The sequence below is a fragment of the Streptomyces sp. NBC_00442 genome, from assembly GCF_036014195.1.
Classification (GTDB): domain Bacteria; phylum Actinomycetota; class Actinomycetes; order Streptomycetales; family Streptomycetaceae; genus Streptomyces.
In genome coordinates this window covers 5,160,475-5,179,603 of the sequence record NZ_CP107918.1, presented here as the reverse complement: position 1 = coordinate 5,179,603, position 19,129 = coordinate 5,160,475, and the positions used below count along the sequence as shown (strand labels likewise).

Below are 19,129 nucleotides of genomic sequence, written 5' to 3'. Positions count from 1 at the left end.
CCTGCCGTGCGGCTTTGTACCGGCGAGGCAAATTTAAGGTCGGAAGTGAAACCTCTGGCGCTGGTACCCCCTCCCTTCTGATGACTGGTCGATCAACTCCATGGCGGAGCCTCCGGGGGATTCGGGGCGCATGGATGCAACAAGGAGCGTGCCGGATGCCGTCGTCACCACCTCGCCGACGTCTGCTGCGGGTCGCCGGGGGCGGTCTCGTGGCGGCGCCGCTCGCCTACGGCGGGTGGCAGTGGCTGGCGCCACGCGGCGGTTCCGGGGACTCGGCCTCCTCCACGGGCACCACGACCGGAAAGCCCGCGTCCGACTCGGCCGATCAGGCGTATCTGCATGTGATCGCCCACGCCGACGACAGCATCTACTTCATGAACCCGGACCTGGAGCAGTCGATACGCAGCGGCTCCCTCTCGGTCACGGTGTGCATGACCAGTGGCGAGTCGGACGGGCGCAACGCGCCGGGCAAGTCCTCCCACTTCAAGACGATGCGCACCGACCGGCCGGGGTTCGCGCGGGCCAGGATCAATGGACTGCGCGCCGCCAACGCCCTGATGGCGACGGGTGACGACAACAGCCCGTGGACGGTGGAGCCGGTGGAGCTGCTGCCCGGCTTCCGTTCGGAGCTGCACTATCTGCAGGCCGCGCCGCACGTGCAGTTGATCTACATGGGGCTGTGCGAGGCGCGCTACGTGAGCGTGCCCCGCCCGGTCAGCATGCGCGGTCTGTGGCTGGGCGCCGTCAAGGAGCTGCCCACGCTGCCGGGCACGGGCAGCACGGTGCGGATGCCGCGCGCCTACACCCGCGACCAGATCATCGACGCGCTGGTGGCGACGATCGCGCGGGTCAACCCGACGGTGATACGGACCCTTGACCCCACGCCCATGCACGCGCCGCGCGAGACGGTGGCGATGATGAGCGCGCCGACGATACTGCGGGGCCTGAGCTATCTGGACCATCAGGACCACACCTCGTCGGCCCAGTTCATGCAGGCCGCGATGGAGCGGTACTGGGGCAGCGGCACGCGCCGCGCCGCCTCGGTGTCCAACTACGTCGGCTACCCCACCAACTACACGCCACCGTCCCTGGACGCGGCGACCACCCGGCGCAACTCCCAGCTCCTCAACGCCTACGGCTGGGCCGACCACCGTGACTGCGGGGATCCCGCGGGCTGCGGCGACCTCAAGGTGGGGCCCAACGGCCTGAAGGGCGGCGGCGCCGGCTGGGCGCGCGGCACCCGCACCCGCGCCCCGGGCACGTCGCGCTGGGTGGCGCCGCTGAAGGACGGCCGGCTCGCGGCGTTCGCGGTGCTGAACGGCGCGGTGCGGTGCTGGGTGGAGCAGGCGGCGGGCAAGGGCCCGTGGGTGGGGCCGTTCGACGCGGTGGGCAGCGCGGGCGGGCCGGTCGAGCCCCAGGTGGAGGTCGTGCGCCACCCCGACGGAACGCTTCAGCTGTTCGCGGTGCGTACGGTGCTGCCGTTCGGCGGGCGCAAGCACCACAAGGAGCTGGTCTGCGTCTCGCAGGTCGGCGTGGGCGCCGACGGGGTGCCCACGTTCGGCGCGTGGAGCTCGCTGGGAGCGCCGGACACGGCCGCCGAGAAGACGCTGGAGACGGGCTTCCCCGCGACCGCGGTCGGCCCGGACGGCACGGTGCACGTGGTGGCGCGGAACTGGGCGGGCGACATCGCGCTGCGCAGCGGCCGCGGCGGCAAGGGCTGGAGCCCCTGGCGGCTCCTGGACCACCCGGGGGGCAAGCCGCCGCTGCACCCGCTGGTGGTGGAGGGGATCGACGCGCTGGTCGACCGTTCGGGCCGGCTCCACGTGGTGGCCCCCATCGCCAAAACGGTGCTGCACTGGATGTCCCCCGCCCCCGGTGAGCTGCCGGCGCTGACGGCGCCGACGGGTCTGACGCCGTCGGGCAGCGCGGTGAGCCTGGCCGCGGACGGCAAGAGCGGGGTGTGCGCGGTCTACCGCCAGGCGGGCACCGCACAGGTGGCCGTCGCCTCCCCCGCCGGTCCGTCCGGGCTGTGGAAGGTGGAGCGGCGCGCACCGGTGGGCGGCTACGGGAGGATCGCGGTGTCCCGGCTCACCGGGAACGGCACCCCGATGGTGCTCGCGGCCAGGGACGATCAGGGCCGGGTGGTCCCCTCCTCGCACGACTCGGCGCGGCCGGACGGCTGGGAGGCCCCGGGGCTTCCGTTCGTGGGGATACCGGGCGTCACCCAGGACGCGGCGGGCCGCGGTGTGCTCGTGGTGCTCGGCACGGACGGCCAGCTGTACGCCGCCCGCCAGAGCAGGCCGGGCGCCCGGTTCGGCGAGTGGGGCGCGGCGGTGCGGGAGAGCGCCGGCAGCCGCGTGTAGGCGTCCGGCACGTGCGAAGGGGCGGACACCGCGGTGTCCGCCCCTTCGCACGTGCCGGACGCCGGGCCCTGGAGGGCGGACCCCGGACGGCGGACGCCGAACGCCCGCTACTTCACCGGGATCTTCGGCGCCGCCGCCTCGGCCTCGTCCGTCCCGTCCTTGCGGGGCACCAGGATCCGACGGGACAGCACATAAGTGAACGGGATCGCGACCACGGCGGCGACCAGCGGGGCGATCGTCTTGTTCATCCCGACCCAGTGCACGAGCGCGAACAGCCCGGCGCTCTGCACCACGAAGTTCGTGACGTTGGTGAGCGGGAACAGCAGGAACTTCTTCCAGCTCGGCTTGGTGCGGTAGGTGAAGTAGGTGTTCAGGAAGAACGAGCCGACCATGCTCAGCAGGAAGGCGATGGTGTACGCGATGAAGTACGGCAGGTGCGCCAGGTGGAGCAACGGCCAGTAGAAGGCGTAGAAGGTGCAGGTGTTGACCCCGCCGACGAAGCCGAACCGGATCACCTGCGCGAGCTGACTCGGCATCAGACCACCTGGTCGCTCTGGTCGGCGCGCAGCGCGGCGCGGCGCTGGACGCCCTCCGGCTTGCCCGGGAAGCCGTGCGCCTCCTTGACCAGGAAGTGCGGGCGGCGCTTGGTCTCGTAGTAGATGCGGCCGATGTACTCGCCGATCAGGCCCAGCATCATCATCTGCACCCCGCCGAGGCCGACGATGATCGCGACGAGGGTGACGTAACCGGGGGTGCTCACGCCGTAGGCGATGGCGGCGACGGTGATCCACAGGGCGTAGGCCGCGCCGACGCCGGCGAGCAGGACGCCGAGCCAGATCGCCAGGCGCAGCGGCTTGTTGTTGAAGGAGATCAGACCGTCCATGCCGTAGTTCAGGAGCGAGCCGAACTTCCACTTGGTCTCGCCGGCCTCGCGCTGGGCGTTCTGGTAGTCGAAGGTGACGGTGTCGAAGCCGATCCAGGAGAACAGGCCCTTGGAGAAGCGGTTGTACTCGCCGAGCGAGAGCAGCGCGTCCACGGCGGGGCGCGACAGCATGCGGAAGTCGCCCACGCCGTCGGTGAGTTCGACGTCGACCCACCTGTTGACCGCGCGGTAGTAGATGCTGCTCAGCGCGGAGCGGACCTTCTTGTCGCCTTCGCGGGTGCGGCGGGCGATGATCTGGTCGTGGCCGAGCTGGTAGAGGTCGATCATGCGCCCGATGAGCTCCGGCGGGTGCTGCAGGTCGGCGTCCATGATGACCACGGCGTCGCCGGTGGCTTCGCGCAGCCCGGCGAGCATGCCGGCCTCCTTGCCGAAGTTGCGGCTGAAGGAGACGTAGCGGGTGGCGTCGGGGTGCTTTTCGGCCAGGTCCCGCAGGCGCAGGAGCGTCTTGTCGCGGCTGCCGTCGTCGACGTAGCAGATCTCGTACTCCAGCCCGAGGGCGTCGAGCGCGCTGCGGGTCTTGGTGTCGAACTGGTCAATGACCGCGTCTTCGTTGTAACAGGGGACAACGACCGACAGCTTCATCATCAGCGCTTTCCGTGGGGAGAGGAGGTGGCGGAGATACGGGATGACCGGGTGCGGAGCGCGCCGCCGACCCCCACGGCGATGAGCACCATCAGAGCCAGGCCGCTCGCGAGGAGCCCGGACGTGAGCCCAGGGGTCCGGAACGAGCACGACACCCGGGTTCCGCCGTCGTCGAGACTCACCGCCATCAGCCCGCCCAGCGTAGCGGGGGGCCGTGCGGCACCGCCGTCGACCGAGCACATCCAACCGGCGGCGGCGGGCGTGGAGATGACGGCGGTTCCCGTGGTGCCCTCGCGGAAGGTGGCGGCGATCGAGTGTCCGCCGGCCGTCACCTTCACGGGCGCCGTGGCCTTGAGTTCCTGGACGGCGGCCTTGAGCTTCGCAGGGTCGAGGCACCCGACCGGGAACGCCGGGATGTCCTGGACCTTGTGAGTGCCCAACGCGACGGTGAACTTGCCCGTGGCCGGGACGGTGCCGAGCGCGAGCAGGGTGTTGCTGGTCATGGTGGCCCGGCCGTGCTGCTCCTGGGTCCTGCCGAGCGCCTGGACGCTGCCCGCGTACCAGGGCGCGTACCAATAGGCCTGGGTACCGGGGGTGCAACTGGCGCTGAATGACGTCCACTTGGAGCCCGTCTCGTTGCCGGGCAGGCGCCGCTCTCCGTTCGGCCGGGTGGTGGCAGCGGGGCCGCCGGCGGGGGTGAGGGCGGGCACGTCGTAGACGGTGGTCCCCAGCACGCGCTCCTGGCGGGCGAAGACCGAGGCGTCGTCGGCGTGGGCGTCGGTGGGGGCGCCCGGCCGCAGGGTGACGACGGGCGGCGCCGCCACGGACCGCCGCACGAAACCGTCGGGGTTCTTGGCCCAGTCCAGGTAGCTGCCGACGCCCATGATCGCGCGGCCGACGGGGTCGGTGAAGCTCAGGGTGTGCCGGCCCTGGATGTACCAGCCGGCGCCGAGGGAGTGCAGCGCCTCGGCGGTCCTGGCCGGGACGTAGCTGCTGTAGTACGAGCCGCCTTCGCCACCGAGCAGCATCGGGTCGTTGTTGGCGAACTCGTGCGGCCCGGTGTCGCTGCGGGTGGCCGGCCAGTCGGCGTGCGCCGTGACGGCGTCGCGGGCGGCGAGCGAGTGGGCGTCCAGGGTCCGCTTCGGGGCCCACCAGGCGCTGCTGTCGCGGATCGAGGTGACCGAGAAGACGGTGTACGCGGTGGACACGAACACCGTGCAGGCGAGGAGGCCGGTCAGCGCGATGCGGGGCCCGCGGTCACCGCGGTGGCGGTACAGGAGCACGAGCAGCACCAGGACGAGTGCCCCGCCGCCGATGGTGAGCAGCCAGGACGCGCGCACCATGTAGATGCTGCGGGCGCCGAGCGCCACCACGACGGCGGTCACCGCGGCGCCGCCCAGGAGTTCCAGCGGGCGCGGGCGGCGCGCAAGCGCCATCCAGGCGACGATCACGAGCATCGCGGTGAGGGCGACGGATGCGCGGTAGGGGCTGCCGTTCGGCATGGCGAGGCCGTGCCAGAGCAGGATCGTCGGCGTCCAGGTGTAGGAGAGCGCGACCAGGACGAGCAGGACGCACCAGGCGATCCGCTCCTTGCCCGGCACCCGCCGCACGAAGGGAAGGGTGAACACGAGCAGCAGCGGCAGGATGCCGACCGAGACCTGCGGTGCGGGGGCGAGCAGTCCGCCGGGGAGCAGGTGCGCCAGGTAGTCGGCGTAGCCGGGCGGGCCCGGGTAGGTGGCGTCGGGCGCGGGCTGCGAGAGCTTGCTGGCCTTGAGGCCGACGGTGAGGACGGGGGCGGCGAGGAGCACACCGGTGGCGGTCATGGCGCCGGCCCGCAGCAGCGCGTTCAGACGCTGTCCGGCCGGGGTGTCCTCAAGGAGCAGGCGGACCACGAAGACCAGGCCCATGCCGATGGTGGCCATGGCGGCGATGTAGAAGTTTCCGGCCCATGCGGTGAAGACGAGGAGGGTGCCGAGGATCCAGTGGCGGCCGCGCAGGCACCAGTCGGAGGCGATGCCGAGGAGCGGGAAGGCGGCCAGGCCCCACATCCACATGGGGTCGGAGAAGCCGTCGGAGATCATCCACGCGCTGACGGCGTAGCCGACCGAGAGCAGGGCGCGCAGCCAGGGCGAGCCCGGTCTCAGGCGGCCCAGCAGAACGGTCATGAGGAACGCGGCGAGGCCGGCGCTGAGCAGGGTGACCAGGAAGACCGGCACCTCGACCTGGTCGCGCGGGAAGAGCGCGACGAGCCAGGAGAAGGGGTTCATGAGGTACGTGAAGAAGTCCCCGAGGAAGGGGACGCCGTAGCCGCTGCTCCAGTTGAAGAGCAGGTCCCCGGAGGTGTTCCCGCGCAACAGGTCCCACAGGTGCGCGTGGAAGGGCACGAACTGGTTGCCCAGGTCGTTGACGGCCCGTGAGCGCGAACCGAAGGGATAGGTCCCGTGGGCGGCCATCGCCAGGCAGTAGGCACCCATGGAGATCACGGCCGACAGGGTCGCTGCGATCGTCTGGGTCCCGGGCAGCTTCCTGCGCGGACGGCTGGTCTCCTCGGTGGTCGCCGGTCCCGCGGGGGAGGTTTTCAGCACCGTGCCTTCTCGTTCGCTCGCCGTGTGTCCACTTCGCCCGCCGCATCCTGGCGTGCCAGCCATGGGTTCGAGGTGAAGTATGACGTTTCCGGTGGGCGAGCGGGCCATGGTCTCGCCCCTTGGGGAGATGCGCTCGGCGCGCCGCCGGTTGCCCGGCCCTCTTCACATTTGCGTAAAGAACGGTGCCGATGGGCGCGGACATCCCGGCCGGAGCGGTCCGGCGCCCCCGTGGGCGGCTGCTTTGAGGGGCCCCCGCACCAGGTAGCGTTGAACCGCATGCCATGAGCGCAAATGGATTGAGGTGCCAGTGCCTGACGTCTCCGTGATCGTCATCGTCTACAACGATGCCGATCGACTGCCGACGGCCGTCCAGTCCGTGTTGGACCAGACCCACAAGAGCGTCGAGGTCCTGATCGTCGACGACTGCAGCAAGGACCGCTCCTTCCAGGTCGCGCAGGAGCTCCAGGCCGCCAACCCCGGACGGGTCCGGGCATTCCAGCTGCCGCAGAACAGCGGCGGCTGCGGGGCACCGCGCAACCACGGCATCTCCGAGGCCCTCGGCACGTACGTGATATTCCTCGACAGCGACGACGTCCTGGAAGAGAACGCCTGCCGGAACATGGTCGCCGCGGCCGAGCGCACCGGGGCCGACCTCGTCTCCGGCATGTGCGTCCGCGTCCACGTCGACAGCCGCCACGGCAAGACCGTCGAGTGGTATCCGTGGATCTACTCGGCGACCCGGACGCTCGAATCGATCACCGAGATGCCGGACCTGCTGGTCTTCGACACCCTGTCCACGAACAAGTGCTACCGGCGTGAGTTCCTGCTCGAACAGGAGCTGACCTTCCCGGTCGGCATCCATTACGAGGACCTGCTGTTCTCGGCGCAGGCCTATGTCGCGGCCCGCCGGATCACGCTGATCCCCAACCACGTGTACTTCTGGAACGTCGTGGAGAACTCCGCGGCGAAGTCGATCAGCAACCGGCGGCACGAGATCGCCAACTTCGTGCACCGTATGGAGATCCACCGGCGCGTCGACGACCTGCTCGACTCGAAGGGCTACGACGACCTCAAGTTCCGCAAGGACGTCAAGTTCCTCAAGCACGACCTCGTCCTCCATCTGCGCGATCTCCCGCTGCTCGACAACGAGTACCGGCACGAGTTCGCCGAGCTCGCCAACAGCTATCTGGCGACCATCTCGCCGCAGGCCTACGCCGAGGTCCAGCCCATCCAGGCGATCTGCGCGTATCTGCTGGGCCAGGAGGACTGGGCCAACCTGATGCCGGCGGCGGACGCCCTCATCAGCCCGGGGAAGCTGACCGCCCCGCTGGTGGAGAAGAACGGCCGCGTCTACTGGTGCGGCGAGCACCTCGACGACCCGGACGGCGCCCGCATCCTCGACGTCACCGACGCCGGGTACCACACCCGCCCGCTGGCCAAGCTGTCCCTGGGCAACCGGCTCACCTCCTACGCCGACGACGGCCACGGCAAGGTCCGGCTCGGCGGCTCGGTGGTCAACCCGCTGGGCCGCGTCAAGCCCACGGCCGAGCTGCGCGGCTCCCTGGAGTTCCGGGCCCGCCGCACCAGCCTGCAGTCCTTCCACTTCCCGCTCACCTCGCTGACCCACGCGGGGCGCACGCTGGACTGGAAGGCGGAGGCGGACATCGCCCGCAAGCTGCGCCCGCTGGGCATCATCGACGTGGTCTGGGACGTGTGGCTCAACCTGGACATCGACGGTGACGCGGTCGCCACGCGCGTCTCGGCCGGCAGCATCGACGTGAACAGCGGGCACCCGCTCCACGTGCGGCCCCGGCTGACCCGTCTCGTCTCCGACCGCATCGAGCCCTCGGTCTCCAAGAAGGGCAACCTGAGTTACGTCCTGACGGCCCAGGGCGCGGCGACCGTGCGCGCCCAGGGCCTGATCGAGGAGGCGCTGCGCAGCAAGGCCGCCGGCGTCGCCAAGAAGGGCCTGCGCAAGGCCCGCCGGGCGAAGAAGGACCTCAGCTCGGGCGCCACCAAGGTCCGGGTCTACGACGAGGTGCTCAGCAAGCTGCCGATCCGCAAGGGTCTGGTGGTCTTCGAGAGCCACATGGGCAAGCAGTTCAGCGACAGCCCGAAGGCGATCTACGACGAGATGCGCCGCCAGGGCGTCGACTTCGAGGCCGTCTGGTCCTACGAGGGCAGCAAGCCGGCCGGCTTCCCCAAGGACGCCACGCTGGTGCGGCGCTGGAGCTACGCCTATCTGCGGGCGCTGGCGCAGGCCGAGTTCTGGATCGACAACCAGGGCTTCCCGGCGTCGCTGGCCAAGCGGGCGGGCACCACGTACATCCAGACCTGGCACGGCAGCGCGCTCAAGCGGATGGGCTTCGACCTGCCGCAGATGAAGGTGCTCGGCCGTGGCGAGCGGGAGCGCCACCAAAGGGCCCTGGACCGTTTCGACCACTTCCTCGTCCGCTCCGAGCACGACGTGCGCACCCTCGCCCGCGGCTTCCGGCTGCGCGAGGAGAGGCTGCTGCGCGCCGGTTATCCGCGCAACGACGAGCTGGTCAAGGCCCGCGAGGCGGAGTCCGCTTCCGGTGAGCGCGAGCGCGGCCCCGTCGCCGAGGCCCTGAAGATCGACCCGGCCAAGAAGGTCCTGCTGTACGCGCCGACGTTCCGGGCCACGCCGCAGGGCGCGGTGCGCCGCTTCGAGCTGCCCTTCGACGTCGAGGCGTTCGCCGAGCGCTTCGGCGACGAGTACACGCTGCTGATCCGCTCGCACTACCTCAACCAGGTCGTCCTGCCGCCGTCGGTGCGCGGCAAGGTGATCGACGTGTCCAGCGGCTACGACATCTCGCCGCTGCTGGTCCTCGCCGACGGCCTGATCACCGACTACTCGTCGCTGATGTTCGACTACGCGCTCCTGGACCGCCCGATGGTCTTCTTCGCGTACGACTACGACGAGTACGCCGACGAGAGCCGGGGCACTTACTTCGACCTGCGCGACAAGGCGCCGGGACCGGTCGTCGCCACCGAGGGCGAGCTGTTCGCGGCGGTGGAGGGGCTCAAGGCGGCGGACACCGAGTACGCCGCGGCGCGCGAGCGCTTCACGGCCGAGTTCGGCGAGTACGACCAGGGCACCGCGGCCCAGAGCATCGTCGCCAAGTTCTTCACACCCGGGAGCGGCAAGTGACCGAGCAGCCCGCCAAGGACGGCGGCCGTGACATCTTCTTCGTCTCCAACGCCGTCAACGAGCTGGGCGGCGTCGCGACCTGGTCGCACCAGATGGCCCGGCTCTTCGCGGCCCGCGGCAACCTGGTGCACATCGTGGGCATCACGCCGCCCTCGCACCCTTTCGACCTCGGCGACGACCTGCCGTACGGGACGACGACGCTGTACGACGTGCACCCGCCGTCGGTGCCGGGGCCGCGCGGCATCAAGGGCAAGCTGAACGTGGCCGACCACCGGCGCCGCGCCGCCCGCACCGCGGCCATGCACGAGCAGGCCGCCAAGCTGACCCGGATGTTCCGCCGGGCCAGGCCCGGCGCGGTCGTCATCGTCACGCAGGTGTGGGCGATGGAGTGGGTGGCGCTCGCCGACACCTCCTCGGTCACCGTCATCGGCATGACGCACGAGTCGTTCGAGGCGTGCCGCAAGTCCTCCCGGTTCGGCCGCGTCAAGCGGTACTACGGCGGCGTCGACCGGCTGCTCGCGCTGACCCGCGAGGACGCCGACCTGTGGGCCCAGCAAAGGCTCGACAACGTCGACTTCATGCCCAACCCGCTGCCGTTCTTCCCCGGGACGCCGTCGCCGCGCACCGGCAAGCACGTGGTGAGCATCGGCCGCCTCCACGAGGAGAAGGGCACCGACCTGCTCCTGGACGCCTGGTCCGAGGTGGCCCCGCTCCACCCGGGCTGGACGCTGCGCGTGTACGGCAACGGCTCCGACGAGGCGGCGCTGCGCCGCCAGTGCACGGAGCTCGGTCTCGACGGCTCGGTGGAGTGGATGGGCCGCACCGACGACCCGGCGGCCGCGCTGCGGGACGGCTCGGTCTTCACCCTGGCCTCGCGCGGCGAAGGCTTCCCGCTGTCCCTCCTGGAAGCGATGGCGACGGGGGTGCCGTGCGTGGCCTTCGACGTCGCCCCGGGAATCCGCGAGATCATCAGGGACGGCGAGGACGGCCTGCTCGCGCCGCCCGGCAACACGCTCGCCTTCGCCCGCCGTCTGGACAGCCTCCTCGGCGACCAGGAGCTGCGCGACCGGCTCGGCGACGCGGCCCGCGAGAACATCCAGCGGTACCGGACCGAGGAGATCGTCCGGCGCTGGGAGGAGCTCTTCACCTTCCTGGAGCGCTGAAGTCCACCGCGGCACGCGGTGGCGCCCCGACGGGCGCGGCCACTGATCGAAAAGGCCCCGGCACACGGTGTGTGTGCCGGGGCCTTTCGCCGCCCTCACCTGCGAAGAACCCACACAGGCGGAATACTCACACCCCTTTGACACAGCTCCCCCACACGTCGTCCAATAAAAAAGAAAAGCTGTATCGGCGTACCGGCACCGCGACCCGCGGCCGTGGCGTCCCGCAGTCGTGCTTCCAGTCGAGGATGTGTGCCGATGGACCCCGTTGTTACCGTGATCGTCCCGGTGCACAACACTCTGCGATACCTGGAGCGTTGCCTGGAGTCCGTCGAGGCCCAGACCCTCGGGCGGCGCAAGCTCGAAGTGATCGCGGTGGACGACGGTTCGTCGGACGGCAGCGGCGACTGGCTCGATGCGTGGGCGCGCGCCCACGACAACGTCCGGGTGGTCCACCAGGAGCCCTCCGGCGGCGCGGGCAAGCCCCGCAACGTGGGCATCACGATGGCCCGCGGCACCTACCTCTTCTTCCTCGACTCCGACGACTACCTCGGCCGGGACGCCCTGCGTCGGATGGTCGCGATGGCCGACCGCGAGGACTCGGACGTCGTGTACGGCCGGATCGTGGGCGTCGGCCGGACCGCGCCGGTGGAGTTCCGGACCACGAGCCCCGAGGTCAGCCTCTACGACTCGCCCGTGTACTGGACGCTGGCCCCGTACAAGCTGTGGCGCCGCTCGCTGATCGAGAAGCACGGGCTGCGGTTCGCGGAGCACCGGCTGCTCAACGAGGACGTGGCCTTCGCCGTCCCCGCGGTGCTGCACGCCCGGAAGATCTCCGTCGTCGCCAACCATGACTGCTACTACCTCGAAGGGCGCGGCGACGGGACCAACGCCAGCAGCCAGGACGTCGACTGGGTCGACCAACTCGCCTTCGTCGGCGGCATTCTGCGCACCCTCGCCGACCTGGTGCCGGCCGGCCGCGAGCGGGACAAACTGATGGAGCGTCACTTCCACGGCGAGGTCCTCAGCATGTTCGCCGAGCCCTACCTGGCCCGCGACGAGGCGGGCCGCAAGGAGATCGCTGACGCCGCCCGGGTGCTGCTCGACGAGTGGACCACCGAGCCGATCGTGGAGGCGCTGCCGCCGCGGCTGCGCCTGCGGGTGCACTGCCTGCGCAACGGCCTGCTCGACGAACTCACCGAGATCGTCCGCGCCGACACCGAGGGCGCGCTGCCCCCGGCGCTCCTGGAGGGCGACCGCGCGTACGCCGCCTACCCCTACTTCCGCGACCCCGAGCGGGCGATCCCGGACTCCTGTTACGACACCACCACCCGGGTCCGGCTGAACCAGCGGGTCGACTCCTACGCCTGGGACGGGCCGGTGCTGCGGCTCACCGGCTCCGCCCTGCTGGCCGAGATCCCCGCGGCGGGCCAGAGGGCCGGCGTGCTGCTGCGCCGCCAGGGCTACACGTACTGGGTGCCCGCCGATGTCGCCGACGACGGCACGTACACGCTGTCCGTCGACGTCGGCCGGGCCGCGGACGGCGAACCGCTGCCGGACGGCATATGGAGCATGCGGATCGTGGTGAGCGCGGGCGAGCTGCGCAAGGAGGCGTGGCTGGCGCGGCCGGAGGGCAGCGACTACGACGTCTCGCCGGAGCCCCGCATCGTCGACCGGGGCGCGGCGGGTCCCGGCGCGGCGGCGCTGTTCCACTCGGTCGCCCATCAGCACCTCAACCTCGACATCGGCGACACCCGCAAGCTGCTCCCCACCACGGCGCGGGGCACGGTCGCACGCACCCGTTTCGGCCGGGTCGAGGCCGCCGCCCGCGTCACGGTGCCGGGCTGGCTGCCGGGCACGGGCGAGGCCCGGCTGCTCCTGGTCTCCGGCGGGCGCACCCTGACCGCCCCCACGCCCACCGAGGTCGACGCCCACGGCCGCGTCTCGGCCCGCGCCACCGCCGAAGGGGCCGCACCGGGCACCTGGGAACTGCGTCTGCGGCTCGCCGCCGGCGGGTTCAGCCGGGACCTCGCGGTGACCGACTCCTCCGGCGAACCGGTGCGGCTGACCGTGCCGGTGCCGCTGGTCCGCCAGGTGCGCCGCAGGGCGGCCGGGGTGCTGCGCGGACGCTGACCGCACCGGCTGCTCGGCGCACGCGAGAAAGGCCCCGCCGGTCGGCGGGGCCTTTCTCGTCGTGTGCGTGCCGGGGTCAGCCGTCGCGGTGGTGGCGCCACCCGTCCCACGCGGAGGAGATCATCGAGCGCACGTCGTGGTGCGCCTTCCAGCCGAGTTCGGCGGCGATGCGGTCGGCGGAGGCGACCACGCGCGCCGGGTCGCCCGCGCGGCGCGGATGGACCTCGGGGGCGATGCCGCGGCCGCTGATCTCGTTGATCAGGTCGACCATCTCGCGCACCGAAACGCCTTCGCCGCGGCCGATGTTGACCGTCAGGTCGCCGTACTCGCCGGCCTCCGCCGCCTCGGCGAGCTTGCGGGCGGCGGCCAGGTGGGCGTCGGCGAGGTCCTCGACGTGGATGTAGTCGCGCACACACGTGCCGTCGGGGGTCGTGTAGTCGTCGCCGAAGATGCGCGGCGGCTGCCCGTCCTCCAGCTTCTCGAACACCATCGGTACGAGGTTGAAGATGCCGGTGTCGGCGAGTTCGGGGGCGGCGGCGCCCGCCACGTTGAAGTAGCGCAGGCATCCGGTGGAGATGCCGTGCGCCTTTCCGGCGGCGCGCACCAGCCACTCGCCGGCCAGCTTGGTCTCGCCGTACGGGCTCATCGGCAGGCACGGGGTGTCCTCGGTGACGAGGTCGACGTCCGGCATGCCGTACACGGAGGCGGAGGAGGAGAACAGGAAGGTGCGTACGCCCGCGGCGGCGACGGCCTCCAGGAGCACGGTCAGGCCGAACACGTTCTCGCGGTAGTAGTGCAGCGGGATCTCGACCGATTCCCCGACCTGCTTCTTGCCCGCGAGGTGCACCACGCCGGTGATCGCGTGCTCGGCGAAGGTGCGGTCGAGGAGTTCGCGGTCCAGGACGGAGCCGACCACCAGCGGCACGTCCTGCGGCACGCGGCCCTTGTCACCGGTGGAGAGGTCGTCGAGGACGACCACGCTCTCGCCCGCCGACGTCATGGCCCTCACGACGTGGGAACCGATGTATCCGGCGCCGCCAGTGATCAGAAATGTCATATGCGAGTCCACGTCCTCATCGTCGCCTTGAACGGGCCGTCCGGGCCAGTCTGCGCAGCTTCCCGCGCACCACCCCGAAGGCCCCCTGCACTCCGGAGGCGAGCCGCACCGAGAGCGATCCGCTCGACGTCCGGTACGGCTGCACCAGCAGAACACCGTACCGGCTGCCGGGGACGGCCGTGCGCCGCAGTCCTGGCGGCCGCGCCCTGAGTGACGTGCACACGCCCGGACCCGACGCGGTGTCGAGGCGGACCCGCAGGTCCCAGACCTGGGTGCCGCGGCCGCCCAGCGCGGCGAGGCGGGCCAGCGGCACGAGGGTCTGCCCCGCCCAGCCCGCTCGCGTCGCGCGCAGCGGCGCGGTGACCGTCAGTACGCTTTCCTCGCCGTCCCGCGGCACGAACTCCACGTCGGCCCTCGCCGGGGCGCCGCTCGCCGCGAGCCGCCCGTACAGTTCGTGCACGCGCAGCCTGAGGACGCCGCGCCGGCCGGCGAGCAGGGTCGCGTCGACGGTGACCGGGAGCCGCTGGGCCGGCAGCGCGTCGAGACCGTCCAGCGGTACGTCCGCGAGGTCCTCGGCCCACACGGGGGCGGCGCCGGCAGTGGCGTACGGCGGGATGAGGCGTGCCGGGTCGGCGGCGAGCTGGGCCAGCCGGTCCAGGTCGCGGGGCTGATCGGCGGCGAGCACCACGTGGGCGAGCCAGCGGGCCGGGGCGGCGGCGGCGGCCAGTTCGGCGGGCTGGAATCCGGCGAGGTAGTCGCGGGTCAGCCGCCACCAGTCCGCCCGGTAGCCGACGTCGCGCACGCGCAGCTCGCGCAGGTACAGACCCAGGTCGTAGTCGACGAACTTGGTGCGGCAGGCGGCCGCGAGCCCCTTGTGGCCGGTCGCCCCGAACGCCTCGACGGCCTCGGTGTGGGCGGCGATGCGCGCCTGCCAGTTGGCGACGTCCTTGCGGGCCAGCGAGAGGGAGACATCGGCGGCCGAACGGCGCACGTGCCACACGTAGACGAGCTCGGGAACGACCGCCACGCGGGGGGTCTCCGCGTACACGCGGGCCGTGAAGACGAAGTCCTCGTAGACGAACCTGCCATCGGGGAAACGAAGTTGACGATCCGTCAAAAAGTCTCGCCGGTACAGCTTGTTGACGCACAGCGTGTCGTGGAGCAGGCCCGGCTCGTCCTCGGGCGTCTCGTACACGGCCGCCTCCCGGTACAGGCCCGGCATCCACCGCACATCGGTTCCGGCGGGCAGCTCGCGACGCACGACGCGGCCGACAGCGACCTCGGTGCCGTGCTCCTCGGCCGCGGCCAGGAGCGCGGGTACGGCGCCGGGCGCCAGCACGTCGTCGCTGTCGAGGAACATCACGTACGGGGCGGTGGCGGCGGCGATCCCGTCGTTGCGGGGCGTTCCGCAGCCGCCGCTGTTCTGTTTGCGGCGCACCACGCGCAGGCGGGGCTCGGTGGTGGCCAGCTGGTCGAGGACGGCGGCGGTGCCGTCGCCCGAGCAGTCGTCGACGGCCACGACCTCTTTGACCGCCGGCCCCTGCGTGAGCGCCGACCGCACGGCGGCAGCGACGAGCTCGGCGTCGTTGTAGGCGATGACGACGACGCTGACGCCCGGGGCGTTGGCCAAAGAGGTGGGGCTCTGGGTCACGCGCCGCATCCTACGGGAGCCGGCTGTGCCCCCTGCCCCGCCCAGCACCCCGCCCCCAGGCAGTGGCCGATTCCCACGCCCCCCACCCCTGGGGCTCCGCCACGGCGGGCGCGACCGCTCGACACCGGGTCACCTCAAAGGGGCGCGGGACTGCGACACTGCGCGGCTCCGCCACGGCGGGCGCGACCCGTCGACACCGGGTCGCTTCAAAGGGGTGCGGGGAGCCGCGCGAAAGCGCCGCACCCCGCACCGGAACCCCGTCAGAACGGCCCGAACTCCTTGAATTCCTGGTCCGCCTCGTCCCGCTCCGCGTCCCGGTCCCGGCGACGCTGCGCGGCCGGTCGCGGGGCCTCCAGGCGGTGGTCCTCGCCACGGCGGCCCAGCATCTCGGCGCCCGCCATCATCGTCGGCTCCCAGTCGAAGACGACCGCGTTCTCCTCGGGCCCGATCGCCACGCCGTCACCCGTACGGGCACCGGCCTTCATGAGGGCGTCCTCGACGCCGAGGCGGTTGAGGCGGTCGGCCAGGTAGCCCACGGCCTCGTCGTTGTTGAAGTCGGTCTGGCGGATCCAGCGCTCCGGCTTCTCGCCGCGCACCCGGTAGACCTCGTTCACCTGATCGAAGGTGACGGTGAAGCCCGCGTCGTCGACGGCCTTCGGCCGGATGACGATGCGGGTCGCCTCCTCCTTGGGCTTGGCGGCCCGCGCCTGCGCCACGATCCCGGCGAGCGCGAAGGACAGTTCCTTTAGGCCCGTACGGGCGACGGCGGAGGCCTCGAAGACCTGGTAGCCGCGCTCTTCGAGCTCCGGCCGGATCATGTCCGCGAGCTCCTGTCCGTCCGGGATGTCGATCTTGTTGAGGACTACGATGCGCGGCCGGTCGTCGAGCCCGCCGTACTGCTTGAGCTCCTCCTCGATGATGTCGAGGTCGGAGACCGGATCGCGGTCGGATTCGAGGGTCGCGGTGTCCAGGACGTGCACGAGCACCGAGCAGCGCTCGACGTGCCGCAGGAACTCCAGGCCGAGACCCTTGCCCTGGCTGGCGCCGGGGATCAGCCCGGGAACGTCGGCGATGGTGTAGACGGTCGAGCCGGCCGTCACCACACCGAGGTTCGGGACCAGGGTGGTGAAGGGGTAGTCCGCGATCTTCGGCTTGGCGGCCGAGAGCACGGAGATCAGCGAGGACTTGCCGGCGCTCGGGTAACCCACGAGTGCCACGTCGGCGACGGTCTTGAGTTCGAGGACGATGTCCCCGGACTCGCCCGGCACGCCGAGCAGCGCGAACCCGGGGGCCTTGCGGCGGGCGGAGGCGAGCGCCGCGTTGCCGAGGCCGCCGCGGCCGCCCTGGCCCGCGACGTACGTGGTGCCCTCGCCGACCAGGTCGGCCAGCACGTTGCCCTGCTTGTCGAGGACGACGGTGCCGTCGGGCACGGGCAGGACCAGGTCCTGTCCGTCCTTGCCGGAGCGGTTGTCGCCGGCACCGGGCTGGCCGTTGGTGGCCTTGCGGTGCGGCGAGTGGTGGTAGTCGAGGAGCGTCGTCACGGACTGGTCGACGACCAGGGTGACGTCGCCGCCACGGCCGCCGTTGCCGCCGTCAGGGCCGCCGAGCGGCTTGAACTTCTCACGGTGGACGGAGGCACAGCCGTGGCCTCCGTTACCCGCGGCGACGTGCAGCTCGACGCGGTCCACGAAGGTGGTCATGGGATGTGCCTCCTGAGGCCCCCGAGCCGGAGGCCAGGGGGAAGATACGGGGATGTCTATTCTGTAACACGCGAAAGGCGGACCCGCTTCCCGAAAGGGAAGTGAGGTCCGCCTCCGCTGAAATCGCTCTACAGATGCCTAAGTGATCAGGCAGCCGGAACGATGTTCACGACCTTGCGGCCACGGTGGGTGCCGAACTGCACCGCACCGGCCTGCAGCGCGAACAGGGTGTCGTCGCCACCGCGACCGACGCCCGCACCCGGGTGGAAGTGGGTGCCGCGCTGGCGGACCAGGATCTCACCGGCGTTGACGGTCTGGCCGCCGAAGCGCTTGACGCCGAGCCGCTGAGCATTGGAGTCGCGACCGTTCCGAGTGGACGATGCGCCCTTCTTGTGTGCCATGTCTCCTCAGTCCCTTACTTCGCAGCCGTGGGGATGCCGGTGACCTTGATCGCCGTGTACTGCTGGCGGTGGCCCTGGCGACGGCGGTAACCGGTCTTGTTCTTGTACCGAAGGATGTCGATCTTGGCACCCTTGTGGTGGTCCACGATCTCGGCGGTGACCTTGATGCCGTCAAGGACCCACGGGTCGCTGGTCACGGCGTCGCCGTCGACAACGAGCAGGGTCGAGAGCTCGACCGTGTCGCCAACCTTGGCAGTGGAAATCTTGTCAACCTCAACGATGTCGCCGACAGCAACCTTGTGCTGGCGACCACCGCTGCGCACGATGGCGTACACGCGGATCTCTCTCTCGCTCGATACGGAACCCTTGAAGCCAGCCGTCCCGCAGGAAAGCAGGGGGCCTCCCCCGGCGGACCGGGAGGTGAGGTGCTCAGGGGCAGGCGCGTATATAAACACGCCGAGGGACAAGGCTACGGGGCCGGGCGTGGTGGGTCAAACCAGCGTCATTACCCGCACTCCTCCGCGACGAAACCACGCAGCCACGACCGGAAGTCCGGGCCCAGATCCGCCCGCTCGCCCGCCAGACGGACGATGGCCCGCAGGTACTCCCCCCGGTCCCCCGTGTCGTACCGGCGCCCGGTGAAGACCACCCCGTGCACGGTGTCGAGCCGGTTGAGCGCGTCGGTCAGCTGGATCTCGCCGCCACGGCCGGGCCCGGTGCGGCGCAGCGCCTCGAAGACGGCCGGGTCCAGGACGTAGCGTCCGATCACCGCGAGGTGCGAGGGCGCCGCGGCCCGCTCGGGCTTCTCCACCAGGCCCGTCACACGGACGATATCGTCCTCGCCGGTGGGCTCGACGGCCGCGCAGCCGTACTGGTGGATCTGCTCGGGCGCCACCTCCATGAGCGCGACGACGCTGCCGCCCAGGCGTTCCCGGACCTCCACCATGCGGGCGAGGAGCGGGTCGCGGGCATCGATCAGGTCGTCGCCGAGCAGCACCGCGAAGGGTTCGTCGCCGACGTGCGGGGCGGCGCACAGGACCGCGTGCCCGAGCCCCTTGGGATCGCCCTGGCGTACGTAGTGGATCGCGGCGAGGTCACTGGACTCGCGCACCTTGGCGAGCCGCGCCGCGTCGCCCTTGCGGGCCAGCACGGACTCCAGCTCGTGGTTGCGGTCGAAGTGGTCCTCCAGGGGACGCTTGTTGCGGCCGGTGACCATGAGGACGTCCCACAGGCCCGCCGCGGCCGCCTCCTCCACCACGTACTGGATCGCCGGCTTGTCCACCACCGGCAGCATCTCCTTGGGCGTGGCCTTGGTGGCCGGGAGGAACCGGGTGCCGAGCCCGGCTGCGGGGATGACGGCTTTGCTGATCGCACTCATGCGG

13 protein-coding genes are annotated in these 19,129 nt (G+C 71.2%); 4 read left to right on the top strand and 9 right to left on the bottom strand.

Translation table 11 applies throughout. The features are described from left to right. The first annotated feature begins 155 nt into the window (after positions 1 to 155). Positions 156 to 2,363: a PIG-L family deacetylase gene (locus tag OG432_RS23065; RefSeq protein WP_328312851.1), complete on the top strand. Its 2,208-nt coding sequence runs from the start codon at positions 156 to 158 to the stop codon at positions 2,361 to 2,363. Between the two features lie 107 nt (positions 2,364 to 2,470). Here OG432_RS23065 and OG432_RS23060 read toward each other — a convergent pair whose 3' ends face one another. From OG432_RS23060 to OG432_RS23050, 3 genes are read right to left on the bottom strand one after another with little or no spacing between them, the layout of a single operon-like run. After that, on the bottom strand, positions 2,471 to 2,899 hold the full coding sequence (locus OG432_RS23060; protein WP_328312850.1) for a GtrA family protein: 429 nt from the start codon (positions 2,897 to 2,899) through the stop codon (positions 2,471 to 2,473). Then, positions 2,899 to 3,888 carry a glycosyltransferase family 2 protein gene (locus OG432_RS23055; RefSeq protein WP_328315207.1) on the bottom strand — a complete coding sequence of 330 codons (990 nt, stop codon included), beginning with the start codon at positions 3,886 to 3,888 and terminating at the stop codon, positions 2,899 to 2,901. Before OG432_RS23055 ends, OG432_RS23060 begins: the two co-directional genes overlap by 1 nt. Positions 3,889 to 3,890: 2 nt before the next feature. After that, positions 3,891 to 6,473, bottom strand: coding sequence for a YfhO family protein (locus OG432_RS23050; protein ID WP_328312849.1), 2,583 nt, complete (start codon positions 6,471 to 6,473; stop codon positions 3,891 to 3,893). A gap of 301 nt (positions 6,474 to 6,774) precedes the next feature. Between OG432_RS23050 and OG432_RS23045 the strand changes: the two genes are divergently transcribed. The 3 genes from OG432_RS23045 (at position 6,775) to OG432_RS23035 (ending at position 12,938) form a co-directional block, all read left to right on the top strand. Next, positions 6,775 to 9,645: a bifunctional glycosyltransferase/CDP-glycerol:glycerophosphate glycerophosphotransferase gene (locus OG432_RS23045; RefSeq protein WP_328312848.1), complete on the top strand. Its 2,871-nt coding sequence runs from the start codon at positions 6,775 to 6,777 to the stop codon at positions 9,643 to 9,645. Further along, entirely contained in the window at positions 9,642 to 10,808 is a 1,167-nt protein-coding gene (locus OG432_RS23040) for a glycosyltransferase (RefSeq protein WP_328312847.1), read from the top strand. The genes OG432_RS23045 and OG432_RS23040 overlap by 4 nt, the downstream gene beginning before the upstream one ends. Positions 10,809 to 11,063: 255 nt before the next feature. Continuing rightward, positions 11,064 to 12,938 carry a glycosyltransferase family 2 protein gene (locus OG432_RS23035; RefSeq protein WP_328312846.1) on the top strand — a complete coding sequence of 625 codons (1,875 nt, stop codon included), beginning with the start codon at positions 11,064 to 11,066 and terminating at the stop codon, positions 12,936 to 12,938. Positions 12,939 to 13,014: 76 nt separating this feature from the next. Here the strand turns inward: OG432_RS23035 and galE are convergent, their stop codons facing one another. The 6 genes from galE to galU all read right to left on the bottom strand — a co-directional run bounded on the left by galE (position 13,015) and on the right by galU (position 19,125). After that, a complete protein-coding gene (gene galE / locus OG432_RS23030; RefSeq protein ID WP_328312845.1) occupies positions 13,015 to 13,995 on the bottom strand; it encodes a UDP-glucose 4-epimerase GalE in 981 nt (326 codons plus the stop codon). Between the two features lie 16 nt (positions 13,996 to 14,011). Beyond that, positions 14,012 to 15,646, bottom strand: a complete 1,635-nt coding sequence (locus OG432_RS23025; RefSeq protein ID WP_328312844.1) for a glycosyltransferase family 2 protein — start codon at positions 15,644 to 15,646, stop codon at positions 14,012 to 14,014. A 260-nt stretch (positions 15,647 to 15,906) separates the two neighbouring features. Continuing rightward, positions 15,907 to 17,346 carry a GTPase ObgE gene (obgE, locus tag OG432_RS23020; RefSeq protein WP_328312843.1) on the bottom strand — a complete coding sequence of 480 codons (1,440 nt, stop codon included), beginning with the start codon at positions 17,344 to 17,346 and terminating at the stop codon, positions 15,907 to 15,909. 146 nt (positions 17,347 to 17,492) lie between these two features. Continuing rightward, positions 17,493 to 17,747, bottom strand: a complete 255-nt coding sequence (gene rpmA, locus OG432_RS23015) for a 50S ribosomal protein L27 (RefSeq protein WP_267053230.1) — start codon at positions 17,745 to 17,747, stop codon at positions 17,493 to 17,495. A 14-nt stretch (positions 17,748 to 17,761) separates the two neighbouring features. Further along, complete coding sequence (gene rplU / locus OG432_RS23010) at positions 17,762 to 18,082, bottom strand: 50S ribosomal protein L21 (protein WP_010062939.1); 321 nt, start codon at positions 18,080 to 18,082, stop codon at positions 17,762 to 17,764. Between the two features lie 170 nt (positions 18,083 to 18,252). Further along, on the bottom strand, positions 18,253 to 19,125 hold the full coding sequence (galU, locus tag OG432_RS23005; RefSeq protein WP_328312842.1) for a UTP--glucose-1-phosphate uridylyltransferase GalU: 873 nt from the start codon (positions 19,123 to 19,125) through the stop codon (positions 18,253 to 18,255). Positions 19,126 to 19,129: the final 4 nt, after the last annotated feature.

Bases quoted from the DNA above. Each gene is read 5' to 3' on its own strand.
- OG432_RS23055 (WP_328315207.1), bottom strand. From the start codon at position 3,888: ATGAAGCTGTCGGTCGTTGTCCCCTGTTACAACGAAGACGCGGTCATT.
- rpmA (WP_267053230.1), bottom strand. From the start codon at position 17,747: ATGGCACACAAGAAGGGCGCATCGTCCACTCGGAACGGTCGCGACTCC.
- galU (WP_328312842.1), bottom strand. From the start codon at position 19,125: ATGAGTGCGATCAGCAAAGCCGTCATCCCCGCAGCCGGGCTCGGCACC.
- OG432_RS23065 (WP_328312851.1), top strand. From the start codon at position 156: ATGCCGTCGTCACCACCTCGCCGACGTCTGCTGCGGGTCGCCGGGGGC.
- galE (WP_328312845.1), bottom strand. From the start codon at position 13,995: ATGACATTTCTGATCACTGGCGGCGCCGGATACATCGGTTCCCACGTC.
- OG432_RS23035 (WP_328312846.1), top strand. From the start codon at position 11,064: ATGGACCCCGTTGTTACCGTGATCGTCCCGGTGCACAACACTCTGCGA.
- OG432_RS23060 (WP_328312850.1), bottom strand. From the start codon at position 2,899: ATGCCGAGTCAGCTCGCGCAGGTGATCCGGTTCGGCTTCGTCGGCGGG.
- obgE (WP_328312843.1), bottom strand. From the start codon at position 17,346: ATGACCACCTTCGTGGACCGCGTCGAGCTGCACGTCGCCGCGGGTAAC.